This window comes from Vibrio algicola, from assembly GCF_009601765.2.
Classification (GTDB): Bacteria; Pseudomonadota; Gammaproteobacteria; order Enterobacterales; family Vibrionaceae; genus Vibrio; species Vibrio algicola.
Map to the genome: position 1 here is coordinate 288,022 of NZ_CP045700.1, position 18,469 is coordinate 306,490.

Below are 18,469 nucleotides of genomic sequence, written 5' to 3' on the forward strand. Positions count from 1 at the left end.
TTATAAACATGTTTACAATAAACATTAAAACCATCAGTGAGGTAACTTGCTGGTGGTTTTTCTTAGAATAGAGCACGGTGAATGCTTTCTAAATGGTGTGTATTAGAATAAAATACGCCGCTTAAATTCAATCGAGATACCAATAGATGACCAAAATAAAAAACTTTCCCACTCCAGTTGCAGGCTTAGCATTAGGGATCTCAGCTATTGGTTGGTGTTGGGAAAATTATGCACCGCATTTAGGTTTGATCCAAAATACCACCTCCGCAATCGCGTTATTATTAGTGTGCGGTGTGATGGCTAAATTTATTCGCCATCCAACCAAGTTATTTGAAGAATTGCGTCATCCGATTGTGGGGTCGGTGCTGCCAACCATGTGTATGGCACTCATGGCGATTTCTTACGATCTTATTCATTTTCATCAACTCGCGATTACTGGCCGAGTAGTCTGGTATGGCGCAGTGATCCTTCACTTACTGTTTTTCATCTCGTTTACTTACCATCGTTGTAAAGGCTTTAAACTTAAAGACATGATCCCAAGTTGGTTTATTCCGGCAATTGGTCCGATTTTAGGCTGTTTAGCGAATCCCGGTGCAGACACATTATGGTTAGCTAACATCTTATTGGTTTTAGGGGTAGGTTCGTATTTTGTGTTATTGCCACTGCTAATGTATCGATTAACTTTCCATGAGCGATTACAAGCGGCTGAAGTACCAACCTTTGCCATTATGGCAGCGCCGTCTAATCTGATCATTATTGGTTACTTGGGGGTCGCGACTGCGCCGATGGTGAATATGCTACTGATGCTCAGTGGTGTGGCAATACTATTGAATGTGGTGTTTTACTTGTCGCTAGTACGTCTGCTAAAACAACCCTTTAGTGCGGGGTTTTCAGCCTATACTTTCCCGCTTGCCAGTGGCGCAACCGCGATGTTTAAAATGGAAGCACTATTAACCAGTCACGAGTTGAGCAATGGGGTGGGTGTGTTTCATTATTTAGCCATTTTTCAGCTTTATGTGGCCAGCCTTATTATTGCTTATGTGGCATTTTGCTTTATCAAACATTACCGCTTTAATCTGATTGGCTTGTTTGTTAATCGTGCTTAGAAGGTGGATTATCCAGCCGTTTAGTGAATACTTTAACGGCTAAATGGATTAACTTTCAATCTCTAATCTCTAATCTCTAGCTTCTAGGCGCTTAAGCCCCTAAACTTTAATTTAAGCCACCAAACCATTTCGAACTAACCCGCGGCGCACGTTTTTACATAACTTACCAAAGCGGTTTAGTTCATCAAAATCAGGCAGTTGATCTTTTTTCAATTGCGATTCCCAATAGATCAATTCCCCTTCAACTAGCTCGAGCAATTTTCTTGGGCAACCGACGCAAGTATCACCACAAATAGAGGCTTCAGGCGCATCGAGTGGAAACTCGCTTTTGACCGTTTCGATGATCTCTAGCATAACGGTTTTACGATCAGGTTTTGCCATGACTTTGCCCTCTATTATTGGTTTATTTGATTATATCAAAAATAGTTGAGCGATTAATATACTAACTAAGAGGTAGCTTTTCTCAAACGCCAAAGGAAGGAGCAGTGTCTTTCGGGGTATTCAGATTGGACACATATTAAATGGAATGGGTATAAGCATAACCCTGTTGAATAACGTGAACGTAAAGCAAAAAAAGCCAGCTCCGAAGAACTGGCGAATAGGGCATCTGTGTATGAAGACTATTTAAATGAACAATATAAGGAATAGATGGGAATTGGTCGGAATAAATGGGATGGATTTGGTTTGAGGCTAGGAAAAACAAAGGGTTTGAGGCGTTTTGCTTCAAACCCTTTTTTGTATTTTAGGTGTTGATGGTGGAAATTTCAAAATGAACAATTTTTTGAAATTATGAAAATCAGCCCTAGTAAAATGAACAATTTGGAAAAGGCTTTATTTTGTTTTTAAAGTGCCTTTAAATTTTTAAATCAGTTGCCCAGGTCTTTAGCGATGTGAACCACTTGGCCTATCACTTGGAACTGGTGCTGCTCTTCTTTTTTGATGTCCATCATGCTGTAAGCTTTGTTGTCGCTAATTAAACGCCACGTGCCCACCATGCTTTGGTAACGCTTCACAAACAGCTCCTCACCGTTTCTAAAAACATATATGTGCCCATCTTGTGGAACGGTGCGGCCTAGGTGCACCACTAGCGTGTCGTTGTTGTTGATCGTTGGTTCCATGCTGTCGCCTTTGGCCCATACAATCGCTAAATCCTTTTCGCTAAAGCCTCGCCACTTCAACCACTTGCGCCTAAACGCTAGGTGTCTGCATGGTTCTTCTTCACCGCCTAAAGGGTTTGTACCGTGTCCGGCTGAGACTTGAATTCTATAGCCAGGAATAAGAACAAACTCATTATAAAATTCGAGCATTTCATTAGAGGCAGCATAGCTTTCTGCTACATCACTGATTCCGAATATAGGCTTCATAGGCTCATCTATTGCTAGCATTTCGCCTCTGCCTGTCGCTAACCACTCTAGGTTAACACCCTCTCTGCACGCAATTTGGTGCGCTATATTTAGATTTGGAATGGATCCGTTTTTGACATAAGCATTTACGGTAGATGCTCCAATCCCCCAATCCTCAGCTACTTGCCTCGCACTTCTGCCTTTCATCAAAAGCAAAATTCTTTCTGATAACGATCCATTTCCTTTGTTTTCAATCGGATCGTTAGAAGAATTTGAGTCTTTTTCGACCATATTCTTTAAACCCATTGTCGTATCTAGCCTGAGCCACATTTAGCCCAAAAGAAACGTAATTTAGAAAAAGATCTAAATTTAGCTGTTGACAAGAACTATATTTAGATCAAGAATTGATTTTACGAACTAAGTTTAGTTACTTAGTGCATGTAGTAATAAAGAGATACTAGCAGATTGGGGGCTAAGAATGGAAACAAAAACCGATATGCCACGAGCATTGATTGTTGCTCACTTAAAAATGAAAGGCTGGAGTGTTGCCAAATTATCTATGCACCACGGGTATCACAGAGGAACATTAAACAATGCTTTATGTGCTCCTTGGCCGAAGGGTGAACGTCTAATTGCAGATGCACTAAATATGGCACCAGAAGATATTTGGCCGAGTCGTTACCCTGAAGTTGAGACGAAAGGAGTAGCTTAATGTACTTCACAGCCAAAGAAATAGCTGGCGTGACGGGCATGCCAAAGCTAGAGCGAAATTGTTTAGCCAGACTGAATAACCTATTTAGTCAGCGAGATCTAAATCCTGAATTTAAACGCAAGCGGCAAGGCACTAAAGCGTTCGAATACCACATTTCTATTTTACCGCTTGCCACACAAGCTGCGCTTTACAAGCGTGAAGGCAAAATCAAAGTGGGTGATCAGGTTTTCGATTTACCAAAACCCAAAACCACTTCTTACTGTCGCGAAGCATTATGGGTGCGTTGGAACAAAGCTGGCACTCGTGCGCAAGAAAAAGCGCAAGGTGTACTAAAAGCCGTGCAGACCGTTAGCGAACTTGTGCGCTCTGGCATTGGCAAAATGGCCGCTTATGAAACCGTTTCAAATGAATTCGGGATCAGCAAAATGAGCCTACGCCGCGCCTGTTCCAAAGTGAAAGATTTTGCACCGGAAGACTGGGCACCTGCATTGCTTGATCGCAATAAAGAAGTCGCGTCTGAAATCAAATCGAAACGCTTTGCCTACATCACACCTGCTGCGTGGGATTTTTTCAAAGCCGATTACCTACGCCTAGAACAACCAACTATGGCCGCTTGTTACGAGCGCTTAATCGAAGCTGCTCCACAACACGGCTGGAAAGTACCTAGCCTAAAAAGCCTAGACCGCCGTATTCGCCATGAAGTACCACATCAACAACGAGTGATGCTACGCAAAGGTGAGCACGCATTAATGAGTTTATTCCCAAGCCAAGAACGCAGTGTTGATGGCTTGCATGCCCTTGAATGGATTAATGGCGATGGTTACCAGCACAACGTGTTTGTGAAATGGTTCAACGGTGAAATTCTTCGTCCTAAAACATGGTTTTGGCAAGACATCTACTCGCGCAAAATTGTGGGTTGGCGTTGTGACATCAGCGAAAACACCGACAGCATTCGCCTATCACTTATGGATGTGTGCGAGCGCTACGGCGTACCAAAAGAAATCACCATAGATAACACCCGCGCAGCGGCAAACAAATGGATGACTGGCGGCGTTCCTAACCGTTACCGCTTCAAAGTCAAAGAAGATGACCCACTTGGCATCATCCCGATGCTTGGTATGAAGCTGCATTGGTCAAGCGTGATCTTGGGTAAAGGTCACGGTCAGGCAAAACCTATCGAACGTGCGTTTGGTGTGGGCGGCCTAGATGAAATGATCGACAAACACCCACTGTGTGCAGGTGCCTACACTGGCCCTAACCCAATGGCAAAGCCAGACAACTACGCAAGCAAAGCGATTGATGCAGAAGAGTTCCTAAAAGCGCTCGCGGCTGGTGTTGAGATGTACAACAGCAAGCAAAACCGCCGCACTGAAATCTGCCAGGGCATGATGAGCTTTAACGATGCCTTTAACGCCAGCTATGCAGAAGCACCAATCCGTAAAGCGACTCAAGAGCAGCTGCAATTGATGATGCTACAAGCGGAAGCCATCACGGTGAACAAACAACACGCCACCATCACGCTTGATGCAGGCGGCAGCTTGAAAGGTCGTAAGAACCGTTACCACCATGAAGCCCTGTTTGATTACGTAGGGCAAAAACTGGTGGCACGTTTTGACCCACTCAAACTGCATGACAGCGTAGAAGTTTACACCCTACAAGGCGTGCGAATTTGTACAGCGGAATGTTTAGAGAAAGTCGGCTTCGGCGACACTCAAGCCGCTCGCGAACACAAACGCAAACGCACTCAATTTACCAAAGCCAACAAGATTGCCGCACAAGCGCAAACCGATATGGATGCGCTGGAAGTGGCCGCCATGATGAAGCCGCTTGAAGAAGAGTTCATCCCAGAAACCAAAGTGGTTGAGCCATTCCGCCCTGTGTCCATTGGCAACACCGCTGCACAAGTCCATGTGGATGAAGATCTGGATGAAGACTACGAAGCCAATTATGCGCAAAACCTTTCGTATCTTGTGGAACAGAAGAACAAAAACCGCCTTTAAAACCAATTTAAACCGCCGATAAACGGAGCAATTTATGACTAAACAAATGGAAAACGTGATCACTTTAGGCCAACCCCAAGCGACTGAAACCGATGTGTTAATGCGTGTTCGTACTTTGGTTGACTCAAAAGTGGTTACATCATCGCAGCTAGCGAAAGAGATCAGCGTGTCGCCTGCCACGCTAAGCCAAATCATCAACAACAAATACCAAGCCGACCCTAGCAAGATTGTTGAGAAGCTTGAGAAATGGTTGCGCATGCGTGAATCACGTAAAGCAACGCCAAGCCAAAACCCGGCTTTGTGATGACAACCACAGCACAGCAAATCACTAACGATTTGACCTACGCCCAAGTGACCGAATCGATTGTCGTGATCTACGGCGCATCCGGTGTCGGCAAATCAGAAACCCTGCACGAGTACCAAAAGCAAAACAACAACGTGTGGATGGTGACCGCTTCGCCAAGCCGTTCAAGCCTGACCGAATGCTTATATGAAATTGCGATGGAGCTAGGCATGGATCAAGCGCCACGTCGCAAAGGCCCATTAGCGCGAGTGATTCGCCAGCGCCTAAAAGGTACAGAGGGTTTGATCATCATTGATGAAGCCGACCACCTCGATTACCCAACCCTAGAAGAGCTGCGCATTCTGCAAGAAGAAACAGGCGTAGGCATGGTGCTAGTAGGTAACAACAAGGTTTATACGCAGCTAACGGGTGGCCGACGCAATGAAGATTTTGCCCGTTTGTTCTCACGCATTGCGAAAAAGCGCGGCATTCACAAAACCAAACAAGCCGACGTTCGCGCCATTGCACAAGCGTGGAATGTTCTTGGCGAAACCGAAAACAGCCTGATGTTCCAAATCAGCGAACGCCCGGGTGGTTTACGTCTATTAAGCAAAACCCTAAAGCTTGCGGCCATGTATGCCAAAGGCGGACAGATTACCGAAAAAGGCTTACGCACTGCGTTTGCTGAATTAGAAACCAATGAGTGAGGTGTGAGATGACTGTTGTAAACAAGAGTAAAGAGACTATCGCAACCCACAACGGGGAAGCTTATTTATGGATAAAGGACTCACAAGGCCAAGTGTTCAAGTTTGATCGCGTTGCGCACATGGTAGACGGTGGCGTGGATTTAGACCAAATGAGACCTGATGAGTGCTTGTTGGCTCCCGGTCACATCTATCGATTTGATAAGGAGTTAACCAATGATGCACTTTAACGAAAAACGCCGCGCGGTTCGCAATGCCATTGAACGCTTAGAACGTGAAGGCGCTGCTGTGATTGGCTGGAACGTCAAACTCGCTATTCCAACCATCACTATTGAAATGCCGCCTGTGTCGTTGATGACCAAAGCCTACACGGTCACAGAGCGTAAAGCAGGCAAGCGTGTGACTAGCCATGTCGCCAAGCTTAGCGGCTGCTTAGTTCGTTGGTACGACAGCGAACTACCAGAAGCCTTTTTTATCACTCAACACCTAAACCCATACGCGCCAGAGCTTATCGCTTCATGGCCGACGAACTTATAAGAGAAACGACTATGACTACCCAAAACCCAAACCAAGCACCTGAAGGCTACCGCTTTAACGCACAAAGCCACCTAGTACCTGAGAGCCAAATCAAAGCGATTGATCTCATTCGTGATGATGTGGTGATGACCATAGTGCAAGAAGCTCGCATCCAGCAGCAACGCCTTGCCACTTTTAAAGCAGGAGCCATGAACAAGGTCGCCGACTTTGTAGACCTATCCGCTGAAGAATACGGCGTGAACTATGGCGGCACTAAAGGAAACGTCACACTGGTTTCATTTGATGGCCGCTACAAATTGCAACGAGCTATGGGTGAACACCGCGTGTTTGATGAACGCATTCAAGCCGCGAAAACCAAGATTGATGCGTGTATTCAACGCTGGTCGGAAGGTTCAAGCGACCAAATCAAAGCCCTTGTGGATCATGCTTTCCGTGTGAATAAACAAGGCCACATTGATGTAAACCAGGTGCTGAGTTTGCGCCAATTAGATATTGATGATGCGGAATGGTTAGACGCCATGGAAGCGATTGCCGATTCAATTCAAATCACTGGCACCAGTTCTTATTTGCGCTTGTACGAGCGTCAAGAGAACGGCGCTTATACACAAATCCCACTCGACATTTCAAAACTGTGAGGTCGTTATGGCTCAGTCAAACCAACTACTTGATTGCCCGATGCGCCGTGAGTTCTTGCTAAAGAAAATGCAAGAACGCACACCAGACGAGTTAATTGAGCAAATTCAACAGGCGGCCAAAGGCGACCCGCGCAAGGAGTTCAACAAAGGCGTTGCCGCTACCTGCCAATGGTTACTTGGTCTTGGTGATAAACCCTTTGGAGGAAATGACGATGCCACGCAGTAATGAGCTTATTCCTTGCATCATGCTGCACAACCGCATGAGTAAAGAACAAGCCGAAGCGTGGGCAGACAAACATTGTGGGGATTGGCGCAATACCCCACTACCCAAAGCGAAGCGGATCAAGTCAATCGCTTCAAATGAAAAGGAATGGGAAGAATGAATAAACAAAAAATATTAGATGATTTATTGAAAATTTTTGATGAACAAATCGAAGCTGAAAAAGAATCACGATCAGAAAAAGATAAAGACTCTATGAGCCAAGGTGAAGTTTCAGATTGGCATTACGATGATGGCCGTGTTGATGGTGTCGATACTGGTCGATTTTTAGTTGAAGAATATTTTCAAGGATTAGAAGAGCAGCCAAATGAATAACCCTTACACCTGCATACACAGCAAACAAGCAATAGAAAACCAGTTGGAACTTGCGGAAGAAAAACACCACAGCGATGTGTACATGCAAGGTGTAGTCGATGCCCTGATGTGGGTACTAGGGCAAACCCCACCGCCAGCCGAAGACTAACCCGAACGAAACAGATAGCCGAACAGTTAGCGGTTATCTGTCTATCTAGCGTCGTGGCTAGGTACTGATGAGTAGCGAAGAGGTTTTTATGAGTACAGAAATAACCAAAGAAATGTGGAAAAAAATTGAAGATGAAATGTCTGATGGTTGGGTAAGTATCGTCTTTGCCTACAAAGGATATGAAGTAGGTGTTGAGCGCGTTCGAGCTTCTGAATCTAAAACATGCCTGCAAGTTTATATTGATGGGATCATTAAAGGTGAATGGGTGAGCTTTTCAGGGAACGATGGCATTAGTGATAAAGCGCCAGCGATTCTAGCTGATGTGTGGTGTAAGAAGACCAAATCGAAATACGACACAAAATTTAAAACTAGCATGACGAAAATATGGGGGAAACGTCGAGTTACAAAGAAATATCCAGATCTTAATGATAAACATGTTTTCCATGTTCCAACGTTTTCTAAAGCTTCCGTAGTGTGTCGTCAATTTAAAAAGCTTGAAGGCATTACTTTGGTTAAGTCTAAAAGCTCTTTCACGGGAGATTTGTAATGAAAGCCAAGTCCTCAACAGAAAAGCTACGTGAATATGTAGACTTATTTTTAAATAGCCCAACCTCAAATGTCCATGATTTAAAAATACTACCCAATTACTTTAATGCACAGTTATCAGGAGCTAAGCGTTTTGAGGTTCGTTGTGCAGATCGTGATTACAACGTAGGTGACTTTTTAGTGCTTAATGAATGGGATGGTGAAAAATACACAGGCAGAAAGCTTGAAGTAACGATCACTTATATCTTGGGTGGCTATGACTTTGATGGTCTAGTTCCTGGCTTTGTCATTCTTGGTACAAGTGATGCAGTTGAGGTGAAGCAATGAAACTCACCCGTTGCCCTGTGTGCCACTGCAACATTCACTTGGATGCGTTAATCCAAGACCAAGCAGGTCGTGACTTGCTTGGTGATGTGGCGGCACTGCCTGATTTTATCGCTCGTCCATTGTTGAATTACATCGGCTTGTTTCGTCCGCTCAAGTCAGATTTATCCAATGGTCGTGCGCTGCGCCTCATGCGTGAAGTCACCGATGAATACAAAGCGGATCATCTACTTGCTTCCGCCTTGATTGAAACGGTCAACAAACTGCGTGAAAAGCGCATTCAGTTTCAAGACGTGAAGCCACTCGCCAACCACAACTATTTAAAGCAGGTATACAAAAGCCTAGCGGTAAAAAATAACGTAGCAATGCCTACAGAAAACCACACTCACCAAGGCAAAGCGGAAGCGGTACAAACCACCAAGCCTGATGATAGCCAATGGTACATCGAGCAAGCCACTCGCATGGTGAAGATGGGCATCGACCCACTCGGTGAGAAAAGCACCATTGCAAATAAGTTGAAAGAAATGAACTGGAGACCGCCATGTCAGCAATGCTAAAAATGGTACAGATTGGCAAGCGTCAGTTGAACTTAGATGATGATGTTTACCGCGATATGTTAGAGCAAATTACAGGCCAACGAAGCTGCAAAGGCTTGAGTGACGCCAAGCTAAAACAAGTGGTCGATTGGATGAAAACCAAAGGCTTCAAAGTGAAGCGCAAGCCACGCCCAAGAGCGGAAGAAGTCACGGTTATTCGAGCTATTTGGATCACCATGCACCAACAAGGTTTTGTGCGTAACCCCAAAGACCTAGCAATAGACGCCTACTGCAAACGCATGACCAAACAGATTAACGGCAAAGGCGTAGAACGCGCTAACTGGATGAACCAAGAACAAGCCGCTTATGTGTTGGAAGCGTTAAAACGTTGGCATGTGCGTTTAATGGATGAAGCGTGTATTGCGAACGGCTGGCGTAAATGCCGCAATGAATACGGGAACTTACCCAGTCATGCCGTAATGAGCGCGCATTACGACATAGAACATCGAAAACATAACCCTATCGACTAACCAAAACGCCCAATTCAACGGGCGTTTTTTTATTGCCTACCTTTCTCATTATTTCCCATTCCGGAACATCTATACGATATCGGTTGACGTGTTTTTAATCACCGCTAACAATTCCCATATTAAGTGGGAATAAGCGAGATTAATAATGACAGAGCAAAACCTTGATATGTTGGGCTTTGATGACGTGTCGATTGAAGCGATTAAAGATTTAGACACCGAAGATTGCCGATGGCCGGAAGCCATGCGCCAAATGTACGATATTTTAAAGCATGAGCTTATCGAGGCTGGCGTGAGTGAAGAGTTAGCCATTCGTCAGTTAAGCAGTATTTGTAAAGCCTTTGGTGGCATGCAGTTCTACTTGCCACGAGGCAACCAACTTGCAAACGAGATTAAACACTTGCACATTTGGAACGAGTTTACAGGCAACAATGTCACTGAATTATCTCGTAAATATGATGTGAGTATGCAACACATTTACCGAGTTATTGCTAAGATGCGTAACCGCGAAGTGAAAAAACGACAACATGATTTATTTTAGAAGGAATTATTATGACTATTTTTGATTTATTGGTAGCAATTATCGTGGGCTTAATTACCGCATTCCCTTTGTGTAAAGTAGCGCAGCGCGTTGGCTTGAAATCTGATTGGTGGGTAATGTTGGTTCTAGTTCTTATTCCTGTATTACAGTTGCCATATCTTTACTACATTGCTCTAAGTCAGTGGAAAAAGTGAGGTAATCATGGCCAAGAACTTAGCCTTTGATTCTGCTTTTGATTTTGTTTGCAAGCAATTAAATGTACCGAGTGCAGCGTTAAAATCTTTGCATAAGATTCTATCTAAGAATATCAATGACAGAAGAAACGCCCTAAAACAAGCAATTGAAATTTTACCTTATAACTGGATGTGTGAATCTATTTCGCCAATTCTAATTGGTAACAAGAAAGATGATATAAGTAAAAACCATATTGATTTTTTAGTATTTAGAATCATATCTTTGACCAGAGTGAATGAGCAATGGGATCGCATTCATAGAACTAAGCGAGTAATGCCAAACCTGTTACTTCAGCGTGGAACATTTATTCTAGATTGCGCTATCCACGAACCCGATAATGGTAAGGTATTTTCTGTCGATGATGAATATTGGACTACGCACCCATTAAATGAAGATCTGACATGTAATTGCTCTATTAGACAATTAAGCCGACACGAACACCCATAAACAACAACCAACGTTAATCCGCTTACCCCCTTAATAAAAAGCACAATCGAGTAAACAACTTACTCGGCGGTGCTTTTTTTATGTCTCAAGATTTTCCATTTAATACTCGTGATTACTCGCTCTCTTTCTGCCATGCGTTAATGTTCGTGTTAGAAAAAGAAGGTGGGCTAACGGCTGATGGCGGCTATGTGGACGACCCTCAAGATCGTGGTGGTGAAACCAAGTTTGGTATTAGTCAGCGTGCGTTTCCCCATGAAAACATTGCTGATCTAACCATTGATGACGCCGTTGCATTGTATTACGCCCACTACTGGTTAGTAGCAAGCTGTAATGATTTACCTGACCCTCTTTCGTTAGCCGTCTTTGATGCTGCTGTGCAACACGGCGTTCGTGCCGCCATTAAGATGCTGCAAGAAGTCGCTGGCGTGGTAGCCGATGGCATTTATGGCCCTAAAACCCATGAAGCGGTTTACGCCAAAGACGATGAATACCTGCTTTCTGTTTATCACCTACGACGTGCTCGTTTCTACGCTCGCATTATCAAGAAGAACCCGACACAAAGTCGCTTTATTGAGGGCTGGCACAACCGTCTAAGTGATTGCTTAGAAGCGGCTTGGGAGTTGGTGTGATGTCTTTTTATAAACTCAACCCCGATCTAAAAAATGCCCGAGCCTTTGAGCGATTCAAAGATGGTCGTAAAGCTCGCTTTAATGATGAATTAAATGACCTTCAAAACGGGATTGAACCGCGTTTACACAAAGCACCTTTGTACAGCCATAACTCAACTTGGCAATCACAATTTCGCCGTGGTTTTGAAAGCGTGACCGCCAATGACTTAGCCCAGTTTCGTTATCGCTATGCGGAAAATCAAAAGCAGCAAGAGTTAAAAACACCACTGCATCCTCGTATTCAATCGATTCTCAGAAATCAAAATGAAAGGAACGCTCATGCCAACCACTAAACCCAACGCTTTAAAAGAGCTGTTTACCAATGACGACAACCGAACCAGTACCACAGGCACTTTGCATGTGCTTGGGTTCTTCGTTCTCTCTGCCGTGCTTTTGTATTCGGTGTATTTAGACCGCAGCTACGTGCCGGAACTGTTCACCACCTTGGCCATTTTTAGCGGCGGCGCAGTCGTGACCAAGGGCGCTGTCTCTGCTTACAAATCCAAAGTGACCAAGGTGGGTTCATGAGTTTTTCAATCATGACGTATTTGATTGCGGGTGCTGCCGCTGCCTTTGTTTTCCTGTTCTGGCTAATGAACTACTACAAAGCCAAATCGAAACGCATTGCGGGGCAGCTAGAGCAAGCGAACGTGATGAACGCACAATTGCAAACGGAGATAAAGCATGTGCAAATTAAGCAAAAAATTGAAGCAGATAACTTTGCTCTTGATGGCGATCAGCTTGATGAGCGGATGCGCGAGAAAGGTTATTACCGTCAGCAATAGCGGCTGTACCAGCTTTGGGTTGATTTATGCCAGCCCACAAGACACCGATGGCACCAAGCGTCAGGTGTTAAACCATAACGAAACTTACGAGGCCATTTGTCCTACAAAGCCTCTGAACAAAAAAGAGAGCAATCAATGACAGATGTAATCGACCAAGCCGCCAAGTTAGAACAGCGGCAGCGAGATGCTGCTATTGCCCGAGCAAGGCAAGTGACCGAACAAAAACCGCAAATGATTGATGGTGACACTATTGTGTGTGCGTGTTGTGGTGAGCCTATTCCATTAAAAAGATTAGAAATCAACCCTGCTGCCACTTTATGCGTAGCGTGTAAATCACAGTTAGAAAAGGAACGATGAGTGGACATTAATGATTTAAAAGTTTGGTGGCCTATTGTCTGGGCTGGAGTGTTGAGCGTAGTACAAGTGATTCAAATGCTGTTATCTAAAACTTATGCAAAACGTGAAGATTTAGAAACGGCAAATCAAAAAATTAATAAGATCAATAACTACATTTCGTCACTGCCGACACATGATGATAACCACAAACTCCGTTTAGAAATGGAAGTTACTCGTGGCGAAATCAAAGAATTACGGGCGGCATTAAAGCCAGTTGATCACTTAACCAAGTTATTGCTTGAAAAAGAAATGAAGGAATAGTCATGAGCATGCATGAAGTTTTACAGCAAGACCGCCGTCTTGTGATGTTGCGGGTGCTGAATGAGTCACCTGCTTATACGGCCAATGAGTCTATTTTAGATTCTTCGCTCGATGCGTACGGTCATCGTATCAGTCGTGATCTTGTGTTGTCTGAAATGCACTGGCTACAAGAGCAAGGCTTAATCACCTGCAAAGATATGTCGGGCACCTTGGTCGCCACTATCACTCAACGCGGTAGTGATGTTGCTGAAGGCCAAGCCACTCATCCTGGTGTGAAACGTCCGCGCCCTTAGAGATTGTTATGAAAAACAAACATGTTAAACCGATGATCTGCTCTATTGATGATGGATATAAAGGTAAGTTTTGGCACCGAGGTAAATTGATGCATATAAGAGAACATCTTATATCAGCACCAACAATGGATGAGGTTTGTTTTTTTGGGGCAATATCAGTTACCAGAAATCAATTAAGAAGAAAAAGCGGCGCTTGTTCCAGACTCTCTTATATAAGGCAAGAACAATATGAAGCACACCAAAAATCGACTGAGTAAGATAGACAAACTGCCAGATGACATAAAGTCACAGCTCAACATGTTGTTGCGTGATGGCCGCATGACCCAAGAAGAGATCCGTAATCAGATAAATGATTTGATTGCCGAGCAAGGTGTACTGGCGGAAGAACGTGGCGATGAAGAGTACATCAAGCGCAATGCATTAAGCCGTTATTCCAAGTCATTTCATAAAGGCATGGAGAACTACAAACGCGCCCAAGAGATGACGAAACAATGGGTGCAGCAGTTTGGTGAAATGCCACAAACGGATATTGCCCGCACGTTAATTGAAGTGGGTAAAAGCCAGATTTTTGATTTTCAAATGGCGGCGTTGGAAGAAGGCCAAACCATCGACCCGAAAACTTTGGGCCAAATGGCACTGGCAATTAAGCGTCTGCAAGAAGCGCAAACAGGCAGCATTAAGTTGGAGTCTGAAATTCGTCAGCAAGCGTTTGAAGAAGCTGCCGAGAAGACCGAAGCCGTCGCTAAGAAAGCAGGCCTTACTTCCGACACGGTGAAAATGCTCAAATCTGAAATCTTGGGGATTTAATTATGGCTGAAACCGTTACCTTGCCAATCGTGAACAAAGTGACTGAAGACATCCTTATCGAGTTTGATAAGGATGAGCTTTTACTTGGTTATCAGAAGCGTTGGATTGCTGATGACTCCGTACTCAAGATTGCTGAGAAATCACGCCGAACCGGTTTAACCTTTGCCGAAGCTGCCGACTCAGCCATTAGCGCAGGAACGGCCAAGGGCGAAGGCGGTAACAATGTGTTCTACGTTGGCTCAAATAAAGAGATGGCGCGAGAGTTCATTGATGCGGTCGCGCTGTGGGCCAAGATATTTGATAAAGCCGCAGGTGAAGTACAAGAAGATGTCTTGAACGATGAAGACAAAGACATCTTAACCTTTGTGATCTACTTTGAATCCGGCTTTAAAGTTCAGGCGTTATCGAGTAACCCCTCTAACCTACGTGGTATGCAAGGTACAGTTATCATCGATGAAGCTGCTTTCCATGAACGCCTAGCCGAAGTCTTAAAAGCCGCACTTGCTTTGACTATGTGGGGATCTAAAGTTCGACTTATCTCTACCCACAACGGTGTCGAAAACCTATTCAACCAACTCATTCAAGACAGCCGCGCTGGCAAAAAGCGTTATTCCATCCATACCATCACGCTGGATAATGCTTGTGCTGAAGGTTTATATCAGCGTATTTGTCAGGTCACTAAACAAGAATGGTCGCCTGAAAAAGAAGAACAATGGAAAGCCAACTTACTCAAAGACACCGCCACCGAAGAAGACGCACTGGAAGAATATTACTGTGTGCCGAAATCTGGCGGTGGTGCTTATATCGCGCGTTCGTTGCGAGAGCGAGCAGCAAAACTCGATGCGCCTGTGTTGCGATTTACTGGCTCCGATGCGTTTAACCAAGCAGGTGAAGGCGCACGCATGCGTGAAATGCAAGAATGGTTGGTTGAACATGCAGGGCCAGAGCTAAAGAAACTCCCGCAGAACTTGCGCCATGCACTCGGTGAAGACTTTGCACGTAGTGGTGACTTAACCGTGTTTGCTCCTGTCATTATCAATGATGACACCAAGCGTAAAGTACCGTTCTTGGTCGAGCTGAAAAACGTGCCATTCAAGCAGCAAGAGCAAGCGTTGTATTACATTTGTGATCGCCTGCCTCGTCGTGATGGCATCTTCCTCGATGCGCGTGGTAACGGCCAGTACCTAGCCGAGCAAGCGCACTACAAATATGGTGAAGAAGTGGTTGAAGTCATGCTGTCTACCGCTTATTACCGTGAAAACATGCCGAAGTTTAAAGCTGCTTTTGAAGACGATGAACTGGAGCTGCCAAAGCATGAAGATGTGATCACCGACCTTGGGCAAATTCAAATGATTCGCGGTGTGCCTGGCATTGATGATTCACGCACTAAAGGCAGCGATGGCAACAAGCGTCACGGCGATAGCGCGATTGCTATTTTCTTGGGCTTCCTTGCGTCTAAAGCCGATTTAACTCGCTATGAATTGCACACCATTTCCCCTAAAGGCGATGAGACTCACCGCCGATTCTTTGGCAGTGCTGAAGAAAACAACCGACACGATGACGCATTCGGTGAACGCACCGACCTGCGTGGTAAAGGAATTCGATTATGATTTTAGATGCAAATGGCAAACCGTTTAAAGTTGAGCAAGAAGTGCTGTCTGAAGACATTGCTCGTGCTTATACCACCAGTGTGCGAAACCCTCGCCCGAGCAGTGTCGCCAGTACCTTAACCCCGCAACGTCTAGGAACGTTAATGCGCGCAGTGGTCGATGGCACTGACCTTGAAGCCTTCATGACGCTAGCCGAAGAAATGGAAGAGCGCGACTTGCATTATGCCGCCCAGCTGCGCACCCGTAAGCTGGCAGTGGCGGCATTGCCTCCGACCGTGGAAGCGGCCAGTGAAGACGAAAGCGATGTAGAGCTAGCAGAAAAAGTCCGTGACTTACTCAATGACGATCAAGTTCCTGAATTATTCTTTGACCTTCTTGATGGCTTAGGAAAAGGCTTATCGGTCGTGCAAATCTTATGGAACACTAATGCGACACCATGGAAACCTAAAGACTACAAATGGGTTGATCCTCGTTATTTACGCGCCGACCAAGACACACTCGAAAGCATTTTACTCATTAGTAATGACTACCCAAGTGGCGCACCGTTAGAGCCGTATAAGTTTATTGTACACACGCCTCGATCTAAATCTGGCAGTGTATGGCGCAATGGATTGGCGCGCTTGGTAGCCGTGATGTACATGCTGAAATCGTTCACGGTTCGCGATTGGTGGGCTTTTGCGGAAGTGTTTGGCATTCCGGTGCGTGTGGGTAAGTACGGCCCGAACGCCAGCAAAGATGACATTACCACGCTAGTGAATGCGGTTAGCCGAATTGCCAGTGATGCAGGCGCGGTTATTCCTGAGTCGATGAAACTAGAGCTGATTGAGACGGCTAAAGGTAATGGTGGCAACACTCTATTTGAAAACATGGCACGCTGGTGTGATGAGCAAACCAGTAAGGCGGTACTCGGCCAAACCATGACCGCCGATGATGGCAGCTCGCAATCGCAAGCGAACGTGCACAACGAAGTGCGTATGGATATTGCGAAATGGGATGCACGCCAACTGGAAGCCTGCATCAATGAGTACCTAGTTAAGCCTTACATCATTTTGAATTGGGGCGTACAAACTCGCTACCCGAAAGTACGCATTAAAGTACCAGAGCCAGAAGACTTGAAGATGCTGGTTGATAGCATCACGCCATTGATTGATCGTGGCATGAAAGTCTCAGCCTCTAGCATGCGTGAAAAGTTTGGTTTAACAGAACCGGATGAAGAAGACGAACTGCTGCAAGCTGAAACACTCATTGCCATGAGCGCGACGCCACCGCCTGCGTTAAACCGTAGCCAGAAACATGCCGATGTTGAGTTAGGCCGCAATAAGCAACGTGTTTCGATTAACCGTGTGACGCAAACTTCTGACCAAATCATTGATGAACTCACCGACGATGCGATGGACGATTGGGAAGAAGTCGCGGAAGACTTCATGAACCCGATCATGCAACTGGCCGATAGCGTAGACAGCTATGATGCGTTCTTGGCTAAGCTGCCAGAACTGCAAGACCAATTAGGTGCAGAGAACTTTGTCGAACAAATGGCGAAGTACATGTTTGAAACACGCGCACTAGGAGACGTTCGTGATGCCTAGTGATTCAGACAAGTATGATTTCGTGCCGACGGATGTACTCAACTGGTTTAAGAAGAAAGCCATTGAACCTAGCTTTGATTACAAGGATGTGTGGAAGCAAGAGCACACCAATGCCTTTACCGTTGCCAAGATGCTCAATGCGGATTTGTTGGTGGATGTGAAAACCTTGGTGGAAGATGCCATTGAACAAGGCCAAACTTTTGCCCAGTTCCGCGACATCTTAAAGCCTCTGTTGGTTAAGTCTGGTTGGTGGGGCGTTCAAGAAATGGATGACCCGCTCACCAAAGAAACCAAAACCGTCCAGCTTGGTAGCGAAGGTCGAATCAAAACCATCTACCGTACTAACATGCGTACCGCACGCGCAGCTGGTCAGTGGGAACGCATCGAGCGCACTAAGCGAGCCATGCCGTACTTGTTGTATCAGCTTGGCCCTTCTGTGGAACACCGTGTGGATCACGTTAAGTGGAAAGACTTGTTGTTACCTGTGGACGATGAATGGTGGCAGCAACACATGCCGCCTAATGGTTGGGGCTGCAAGTGTTGGATTCGCCAGGTATCAAAATATGAATATGGCAAGCTGACTGAAAGCGACAAAGTTTCAACCACTGCGCCACAAGGCAAAACCAAGCAATGGGTAAATAAACGTACGGGTGAAGTGGAAACTCTACCAGAAGGCATTGAACCAGGATGGAACTACAACCCTGGTCAAGCTCGTGAACAAGCTATGAAAGCCGACTTAAATAAAAAAGAGGCTCGAATGCGTGAGACGTATTCTAAGCCGCTTTAGGTTGATATTGGCTACAAAGTTACTAATGAAAATGTTTAAACAAATCTGAGGCGATTTA

33 protein-coding genes and 1 other RNA gene are annotated in these 18,469 nt (G+C 45.1%); 32 read left to right on the plus strand and 2 right to left on the minus strand.

The annotated features are described in order from the left end of the window. The first annotated feature begins 146 nt into the window (after positions 1-146). Positions 147-1,106, plus strand: a complete 960-nt coding sequence (locus tag GFB47_RS12845) for a TDT family transporter (RefSeq protein WP_153448443.1) — start codon at positions 147-149, stop codon at positions 1,104-1,106. Positions 1,107-1,217: 111 nt separating this feature from the next. On the opposite strand, the gene GFB47_RS12850 is transcribed toward GFB47_RS12845, so the two are convergent. Further along, the gene (locus GFB47_RS12850; RefSeq protein WP_153448444.1) at positions 1,218-1,487 is read right to left on the minus strand and encodes a hypothetical protein; all 270 of its coding nucleotides are present in this window, start codon (positions 1,485-1,487) and stop codon (positions 1,218-1,220) included. Positions 1,488-1,972: 485 nt separating this feature from the next. Then, complete coding sequence (locus GFB47_RS12855; RefSeq protein WP_225874332.1) at positions 1,973-2,755, minus strand: LexA family transcriptional regulator; 783 nt, start codon at positions 2,753-2,755, stop codon at positions 1,973-1,975. 172 nt (positions 2,756-2,927) lie between these two features. Between GFB47_RS12855 and GFB47_RS12860 the strand changes: the two genes are divergently transcribed. The 31 genes from GFB47_RS12860 (at position 2,928) to GFB47_RS13005 (ending at position 18,411) form a co-directional block, all read left to right on the plus strand. After that, positions 2,928-3,161, plus strand: a complete 234-nt coding sequence (locus GFB47_RS12860) for a helix-turn-helix domain-containing protein (RefSeq protein ID WP_153448445.1) — start codon at positions 2,928-2,930, stop codon at positions 3,159-3,161. Then, positions 3,161-5,161, plus strand: a complete 2,001-nt coding sequence (locus tag GFB47_RS12865; RefSeq protein ID WP_153448446.1) for a transposase domain-containing protein — start codon at positions 3,161-3,163, stop codon at positions 5,159-5,161. The genes GFB47_RS12860 and GFB47_RS12865 overlap by 1 nt, the downstream gene beginning before the upstream one ends. A 34-nt stretch (positions 5,162-5,195) precedes the next feature. After that, positions 5,196-5,465 carry a helix-turn-helix domain-containing protein gene (locus GFB47_RS16605; RefSeq protein WP_225874350.1) on the plus strand — a complete coding sequence of 90 codons (270 nt, stop codon included), beginning with the start codon at positions 5,196-5,198 and terminating at the stop codon, positions 5,463-5,465. Continuing rightward, complete coding sequence (locus GFB47_RS12870) at positions 5,465-6,151, plus strand: AAA family ATPase (protein ID WP_225874351.1); 687 nt, start codon at positions 5,465-5,467, stop codon at positions 6,149-6,151. Before GFB47_RS16605 ends, GFB47_RS12870 begins: the two co-directional genes overlap by 1 nt. Positions 6,152-6,159: 8 nt before the next feature. Then, positions 6,160-6,378: a hypothetical protein gene (locus tag GFB47_RS12875; protein ID WP_153448447.1), complete on the plus strand. Its 219-nt coding sequence runs from the start codon at positions 6,160-6,162 to the stop codon at positions 6,376-6,378. Beyond that, on the plus strand, positions 6,365-6,685 hold the full coding sequence (locus GFB47_RS12880; RefSeq protein ID WP_153448448.1) for a hypothetical protein: 321 nt from the start codon (positions 6,365-6,367) through the stop codon (positions 6,683-6,685). The genes GFB47_RS12875 and GFB47_RS12880 overlap by 14 nt, the downstream gene beginning before the upstream one ends. An 11-nt stretch (positions 6,686-6,696) precedes the next feature. Further along, a complete protein-coding gene (locus GFB47_RS12885) occupies positions 6,697-7,320 on the plus strand; it encodes a DUF3164 family protein (protein WP_153448449.1) in 624 nt (207 codons plus the stop codon). A gap of 7 nt (positions 7,321-7,327) precedes the next feature. Then, entirely contained in the window at positions 7,328-7,546 is a 219-nt protein-coding gene (locus tag GFB47_RS12890) for a hypothetical protein (RefSeq protein ID WP_153448450.1), read from the plus strand. Next, a complete protein-coding gene (locus GFB47_RS12895; protein WP_178306495.1) occupies positions 7,533-7,703 on the plus strand; it encodes a hypothetical protein in 171 nt (56 codons plus the stop codon). Before GFB47_RS12890 ends, GFB47_RS12895 begins: the two co-directional genes overlap by 14 nt. Continuing rightward, positions 7,700-7,915, plus strand: coding sequence for a hypothetical protein (locus tag GFB47_RS12900; protein ID WP_153448451.1), 216 nt, complete (start codon positions 7,700-7,702; stop codon positions 7,913-7,915). Before GFB47_RS12895 ends, GFB47_RS12900 begins: the two co-directional genes overlap by 4 nt. Beyond that, positions 7,908-8,063, plus strand: a complete 156-nt coding sequence (locus tag GFB47_RS12905) for a hypothetical protein (protein ID WP_153448452.1) — start codon at positions 7,908-7,910, stop codon at positions 8,061-8,063. The genes GFB47_RS12900 and GFB47_RS12905 overlap by 8 nt, the downstream gene beginning before the upstream one ends. 3 nt (positions 8,064-8,066) lie before the next feature. After that, positions 8,067-8,144: hammerhead ribozyme type II (locus tag GFB47_RS12910), an RNA gene on the plus strand. A gap of 7 nt (positions 8,145-8,151) precedes the next feature. Next, positions 8,152-8,610: a hypothetical protein gene (locus GFB47_RS12915; protein WP_153448453.1), complete on the plus strand. Its 459-nt coding sequence runs from the start codon at positions 8,152-8,154 to the stop codon at positions 8,608-8,610. After that, positions 8,610-8,936 carry a DUF3850 domain-containing protein gene (locus GFB47_RS12920; protein WP_153448454.1) on the plus strand — a complete coding sequence of 109 codons (327 nt, stop codon included), beginning with the start codon at positions 8,610-8,612 and terminating at the stop codon, positions 8,934-8,936. Before GFB47_RS12915 ends, GFB47_RS12920 begins: the two co-directional genes overlap by 1 nt. Further along, on the plus strand, positions 8,933-9,490 hold the full coding sequence (locus tag GFB47_RS12925; protein WP_153448455.1) for a hypothetical protein: 558 nt from the start codon (positions 8,933-8,935) through the stop codon (positions 9,488-9,490). The genes GFB47_RS12920 and GFB47_RS12925 overlap by 4 nt, the downstream gene beginning before the upstream one ends. Next, positions 9,475-9,999, plus strand: coding sequence for a gp16 family protein (locus GFB47_RS12930; RefSeq protein ID WP_153448456.1), 525 nt, complete (start codon positions 9,475-9,477; stop codon positions 9,997-9,999). The genes GFB47_RS12925 and GFB47_RS12930 overlap by 16 nt, the downstream gene beginning before the upstream one ends. 145 nt (positions 10,000-10,144) lie before the next feature. Then, entirely contained in the window at positions 10,145-10,537 is a 393-nt protein-coding gene (locus GFB47_RS12935; RefSeq protein WP_153448457.1) for a Mor transcription activator family protein, read from the plus strand. A gap of 11 nt (positions 10,538-10,548) precedes the next feature. Next, entirely contained in the window at positions 10,549-10,731 is a 183-nt protein-coding gene (locus GFB47_RS12940; protein ID WP_153448458.1) for a hypothetical protein, read from the plus strand. A gap of 7 nt (positions 10,732-10,738) precedes the next feature. After that, entirely contained in the window at positions 10,739-11,218 is a 480-nt protein-coding gene (locus tag GFB47_RS12945; protein WP_153448459.1) for a structural protein, read from the plus strand. A gap of 80 nt (positions 11,219-11,298) precedes the next feature. Then, positions 11,299-11,847 (plus strand): glycoside hydrolase family 108 protein, encoded by a 549-nt coding sequence (locus GFB47_RS12950; RefSeq protein WP_153448460.1) that lies wholly within the window; start codon positions 11,299-11,301, stop codon positions 11,845-11,847. Further along, positions 11,847-12,179 carry a hypothetical protein gene (locus tag GFB47_RS12955; protein ID WP_153448461.1) on the plus strand — a complete coding sequence of 111 codons (333 nt, stop codon included), beginning with the start codon at positions 11,847-11,849 and terminating at the stop codon, positions 12,177-12,179. The genes GFB47_RS12950 and GFB47_RS12955 overlap by 1 nt, the downstream gene beginning before the upstream one ends. After that, the gene (locus GFB47_RS12960) at positions 12,166-12,414 is read left to right on the plus strand and encodes a DUF2644 domain-containing protein (protein ID WP_153448462.1); all 249 of its coding nucleotides are present in this window, start codon (positions 12,166-12,168) and stop codon (positions 12,412-12,414) included. Before GFB47_RS12955 ends, GFB47_RS12960 begins: the two co-directional genes overlap by 14 nt. Beyond that, a complete protein-coding gene (locus GFB47_RS12965; protein WP_153448463.1) occupies positions 12,411-12,671 on the plus strand; it encodes a DUF2681 domain-containing protein in 261 nt (86 codons plus the stop codon). The genes GFB47_RS12960 and GFB47_RS12965 overlap by 4 nt, the downstream gene beginning before the upstream one ends. A 135-nt stretch (positions 12,672-12,806) precedes the next feature. Then, positions 12,807-13,028, plus strand: a complete 222-nt coding sequence (locus tag GFB47_RS12970; RefSeq protein ID WP_153448464.1) for a TraR/DksA C4-type zinc finger protein — start codon at positions 12,807-12,809, stop codon at positions 13,026-13,028. After that, positions 13,029-13,328: a DUF2730 family protein gene (locus tag GFB47_RS12975; RefSeq protein ID WP_153448465.1), complete on the plus strand. Its 300-nt coding sequence runs from the start codon at positions 13,029-13,031 to the stop codon at positions 13,326-13,328. Between the two features lie 2 nt (positions 13,329-13,330). Next, positions 13,331-13,621: a VpaChn25_0724 family phage protein gene (locus GFB47_RS12980; protein WP_153448466.1), complete on the plus strand. Its 291-nt coding sequence runs from the start codon at positions 13,331-13,333 to the stop codon at positions 13,619-13,621. 8 nt (positions 13,622-13,629) lie between these two features. Further along, complete coding sequence (locus GFB47_RS12985) at positions 13,630-13,878, plus strand: hypothetical protein (protein ID WP_153448467.1); 249 nt, start codon at positions 13,630-13,632, stop codon at positions 13,876-13,878. Next, positions 13,850-14,428, plus strand: coding sequence for a DUF3486 family protein (locus GFB47_RS12990; protein ID WP_153448468.1), 579 nt, complete (start codon positions 13,850-13,852; stop codon positions 14,426-14,428). The genes GFB47_RS12985 and GFB47_RS12990 overlap by 29 nt, the downstream gene beginning before the upstream one ends. Positions 14,429-14,430: 2 nt before the next feature. Next, positions 14,431-16,038 carry a terminase large subunit domain-containing protein gene (locus tag GFB47_RS12995; protein ID WP_178306510.1) on the plus strand — a complete coding sequence of 536 codons (1,608 nt, stop codon included), beginning with the start codon at positions 14,431-14,433 and terminating at the stop codon, positions 16,036-16,038. Then, on the plus strand, positions 16,035-17,624 hold the full coding sequence (locus GFB47_RS13000) for a DUF935 domain-containing protein (protein ID WP_153448469.1): 1,590 nt from the start codon (positions 16,035-16,037) through the stop codon (positions 17,622-17,624). Before GFB47_RS12995 ends, GFB47_RS13000 begins: the two co-directional genes overlap by 4 nt. Continuing rightward, positions 17,617-18,411, plus strand: a complete 795-nt coding sequence (locus tag GFB47_RS13005; RefSeq protein WP_153448470.1) for a phage head morphogenesis protein — start codon at positions 17,617-17,619, stop codon at positions 18,409-18,411. The genes GFB47_RS13000 and GFB47_RS13005 overlap by 8 nt, the downstream gene beginning before the upstream one ends. Positions 18,412-18,469 lie beyond the last annotated feature (58 nt).

Excerpts from the sequence above, each read along its gene's own strand:
- GFB47_RS12845 (WP_153448443.1), top strand. The coding sequence starts at position 147 with ATGACCAAAATAAAAAACTTTCCCACTCCAGTTGCAGGCTTAGCATTA.
- GFB47_RS12850 (WP_153448444.1), bottom strand. The coding sequence starts at position 1,487 with ATGGCAAAACCTGATCGTAAAACCGTTATGCTAGAGATCATCGAAACG.
- GFB47_RS12855 (WP_225874332.1), bottom strand. The coding sequence starts at position 2,755 with ATGGGTTTAAAGAATATGGTCGAAAAAGACTCAAATTCTTCTAACGAT.
- GFB47_RS12860 (WP_153448445.1), top strand. The coding sequence starts at position 2,928 with ATGGAAACAAAAACCGATATGCCACGAGCATTGATTGTTGCTCACTTA.
- GFB47_RS12865 (WP_153448446.1), top strand. The coding sequence starts at position 3,161 with ATGTACTTCACAGCCAAAGAAATAGCTGGCGTGACGGGCATGCCAAAG.
- GFB47_RS16605 (WP_225874350.1), top strand. The coding sequence starts at position 5,196 with ATGACTAAACAAATGGAAAACGTGATCACTTTAGGCCAACCCCAAGCG.
- GFB47_RS12870 (WP_225874351.1), top strand. The coding sequence starts at position 5,465 with ATGACAACCACAGCACAGCAAATCACTAACGATTTGACCTACGCCCAA.
- GFB47_RS12875 (WP_153448447.1), top strand. The coding sequence starts at position 6,160 with ATGACTGTTGTAAACAAGAGTAAAGAGACTATCGCAACCCACAACGGG.
- GFB47_RS12880 (WP_153448448.1), top strand. The coding sequence starts at position 6,365 with ATGATGCACTTTAACGAAAAACGCCGCGCGGTTCGCAATGCCATTGAA.
- GFB47_RS12885 (WP_153448449.1), top strand. The coding sequence starts at position 6,697 with ATGACTACCCAAAACCCAAACCAAGCACCTGAAGGCTACCGCTTTAAC.
- GFB47_RS12890 (WP_153448450.1), top strand. The coding sequence starts at position 7,328 with ATGGCTCAGTCAAACCAACTACTTGATTGCCCGATGCGCCGTGAGTTC.
- GFB47_RS12895 (WP_178306495.1), top strand. The coding sequence starts at position 7,533 with ATGCCACGCAGTAATGAGCTTATTCCTTGCATCATGCTGCACAACCGC.
- GFB47_RS12900 (WP_153448451.1), top strand. The coding sequence starts at position 7,700 with ATGAATAAACAAAAAATATTAGATGATTTATTGAAAATTTTTGATGAA.
- GFB47_RS12905 (WP_153448452.1), top strand. The coding sequence starts at position 7,908 with ATGAATAACCCTTACACCTGCATACACAGCAAACAAGCAATAGAAAAC.
- GFB47_RS12915 (WP_153448453.1), top strand. The coding sequence starts at position 8,152 with ATGAGTACAGAAATAACCAAAGAAATGTGGAAAAAAATTGAAGATGAA.
- GFB47_RS12920 (WP_153448454.1), top strand. The coding sequence starts at position 8,610 with ATGAAAGCCAAGTCCTCAACAGAAAAGCTACGTGAATATGTAGACTTA.
- GFB47_RS12925 (WP_153448455.1), top strand. The coding sequence starts at position 8,933 with ATGAAACTCACCCGTTGCCCTGTGTGCCACTGCAACATTCACTTGGAT.
- GFB47_RS12930 (WP_153448456.1), top strand. The coding sequence starts at position 9,475 with ATGTCAGCAATGCTAAAAATGGTACAGATTGGCAAGCGTCAGTTGAAC.
- GFB47_RS12935 (WP_153448457.1), top strand. The coding sequence starts at position 10,145 with ATGACAGAGCAAAACCTTGATATGTTGGGCTTTGATGACGTGTCGATT.
- GFB47_RS12940 (WP_153448458.1), top strand. The coding sequence starts at position 10,549 with ATGACTATTTTTGATTTATTGGTAGCAATTATCGTGGGCTTAATTACC.
- GFB47_RS12945 (WP_153448459.1), top strand. The coding sequence starts at position 10,739 with ATGGCCAAGAACTTAGCCTTTGATTCTGCTTTTGATTTTGTTTGCAAG.
- GFB47_RS12950 (WP_153448460.1), top strand. The coding sequence starts at position 11,299 with ATGTCTCAAGATTTTCCATTTAATACTCGTGATTACTCGCTCTCTTTC.
- GFB47_RS12955 (WP_153448461.1), top strand. The coding sequence starts at position 11,847 with ATGTCTTTTTATAAACTCAACCCCGATCTAAAAAATGCCCGAGCCTTT.
- GFB47_RS12960 (WP_153448462.1), top strand. The coding sequence starts at position 12,166 with ATGCCAACCACTAAACCCAACGCTTTAAAAGAGCTGTTTACCAATGAC.
- GFB47_RS12965 (WP_153448463.1), top strand. The coding sequence starts at position 12,411 with ATGAGTTTTTCAATCATGACGTATTTGATTGCGGGTGCTGCCGCTGCC.
- GFB47_RS12970 (WP_153448464.1), top strand. The coding sequence starts at position 12,807 with ATGACAGATGTAATCGACCAAGCCGCCAAGTTAGAACAGCGGCAGCGA.
- GFB47_RS12980 (WP_153448466.1), top strand. The coding sequence starts at position 13,331 with ATGAGCATGCATGAAGTTTTACAGCAAGACCGCCGTCTTGTGATGTTG.
- GFB47_RS12985 (WP_153448467.1), top strand. The coding sequence starts at position 13,630 with ATGAAAAACAAACATGTTAAACCGATGATCTGCTCTATTGATGATGGA.
- GFB47_RS12990 (WP_153448468.1), top strand. The coding sequence starts at position 13,850 with ATGAAGCACACCAAAAATCGACTGAGTAAGATAGACAAACTGCCAGAT.
- GFB47_RS12995 (WP_178306510.1), top strand. The coding sequence starts at position 14,431 with ATGGCTGAAACCGTTACCTTGCCAATCGTGAACAAAGTGACTGAAGAC.
- GFB47_RS13000 (WP_153448469.1), top strand. The coding sequence starts at position 16,035 with ATGATTTTAGATGCAAATGGCAAACCGTTTAAAGTTGAGCAAGAAGTG.
- GFB47_RS13005 (WP_153448470.1), top strand. The coding sequence starts at position 17,617 with ATGCCTAGTGATTCAGACAAGTATGATTTCGTGCCGACGGATGTACTC.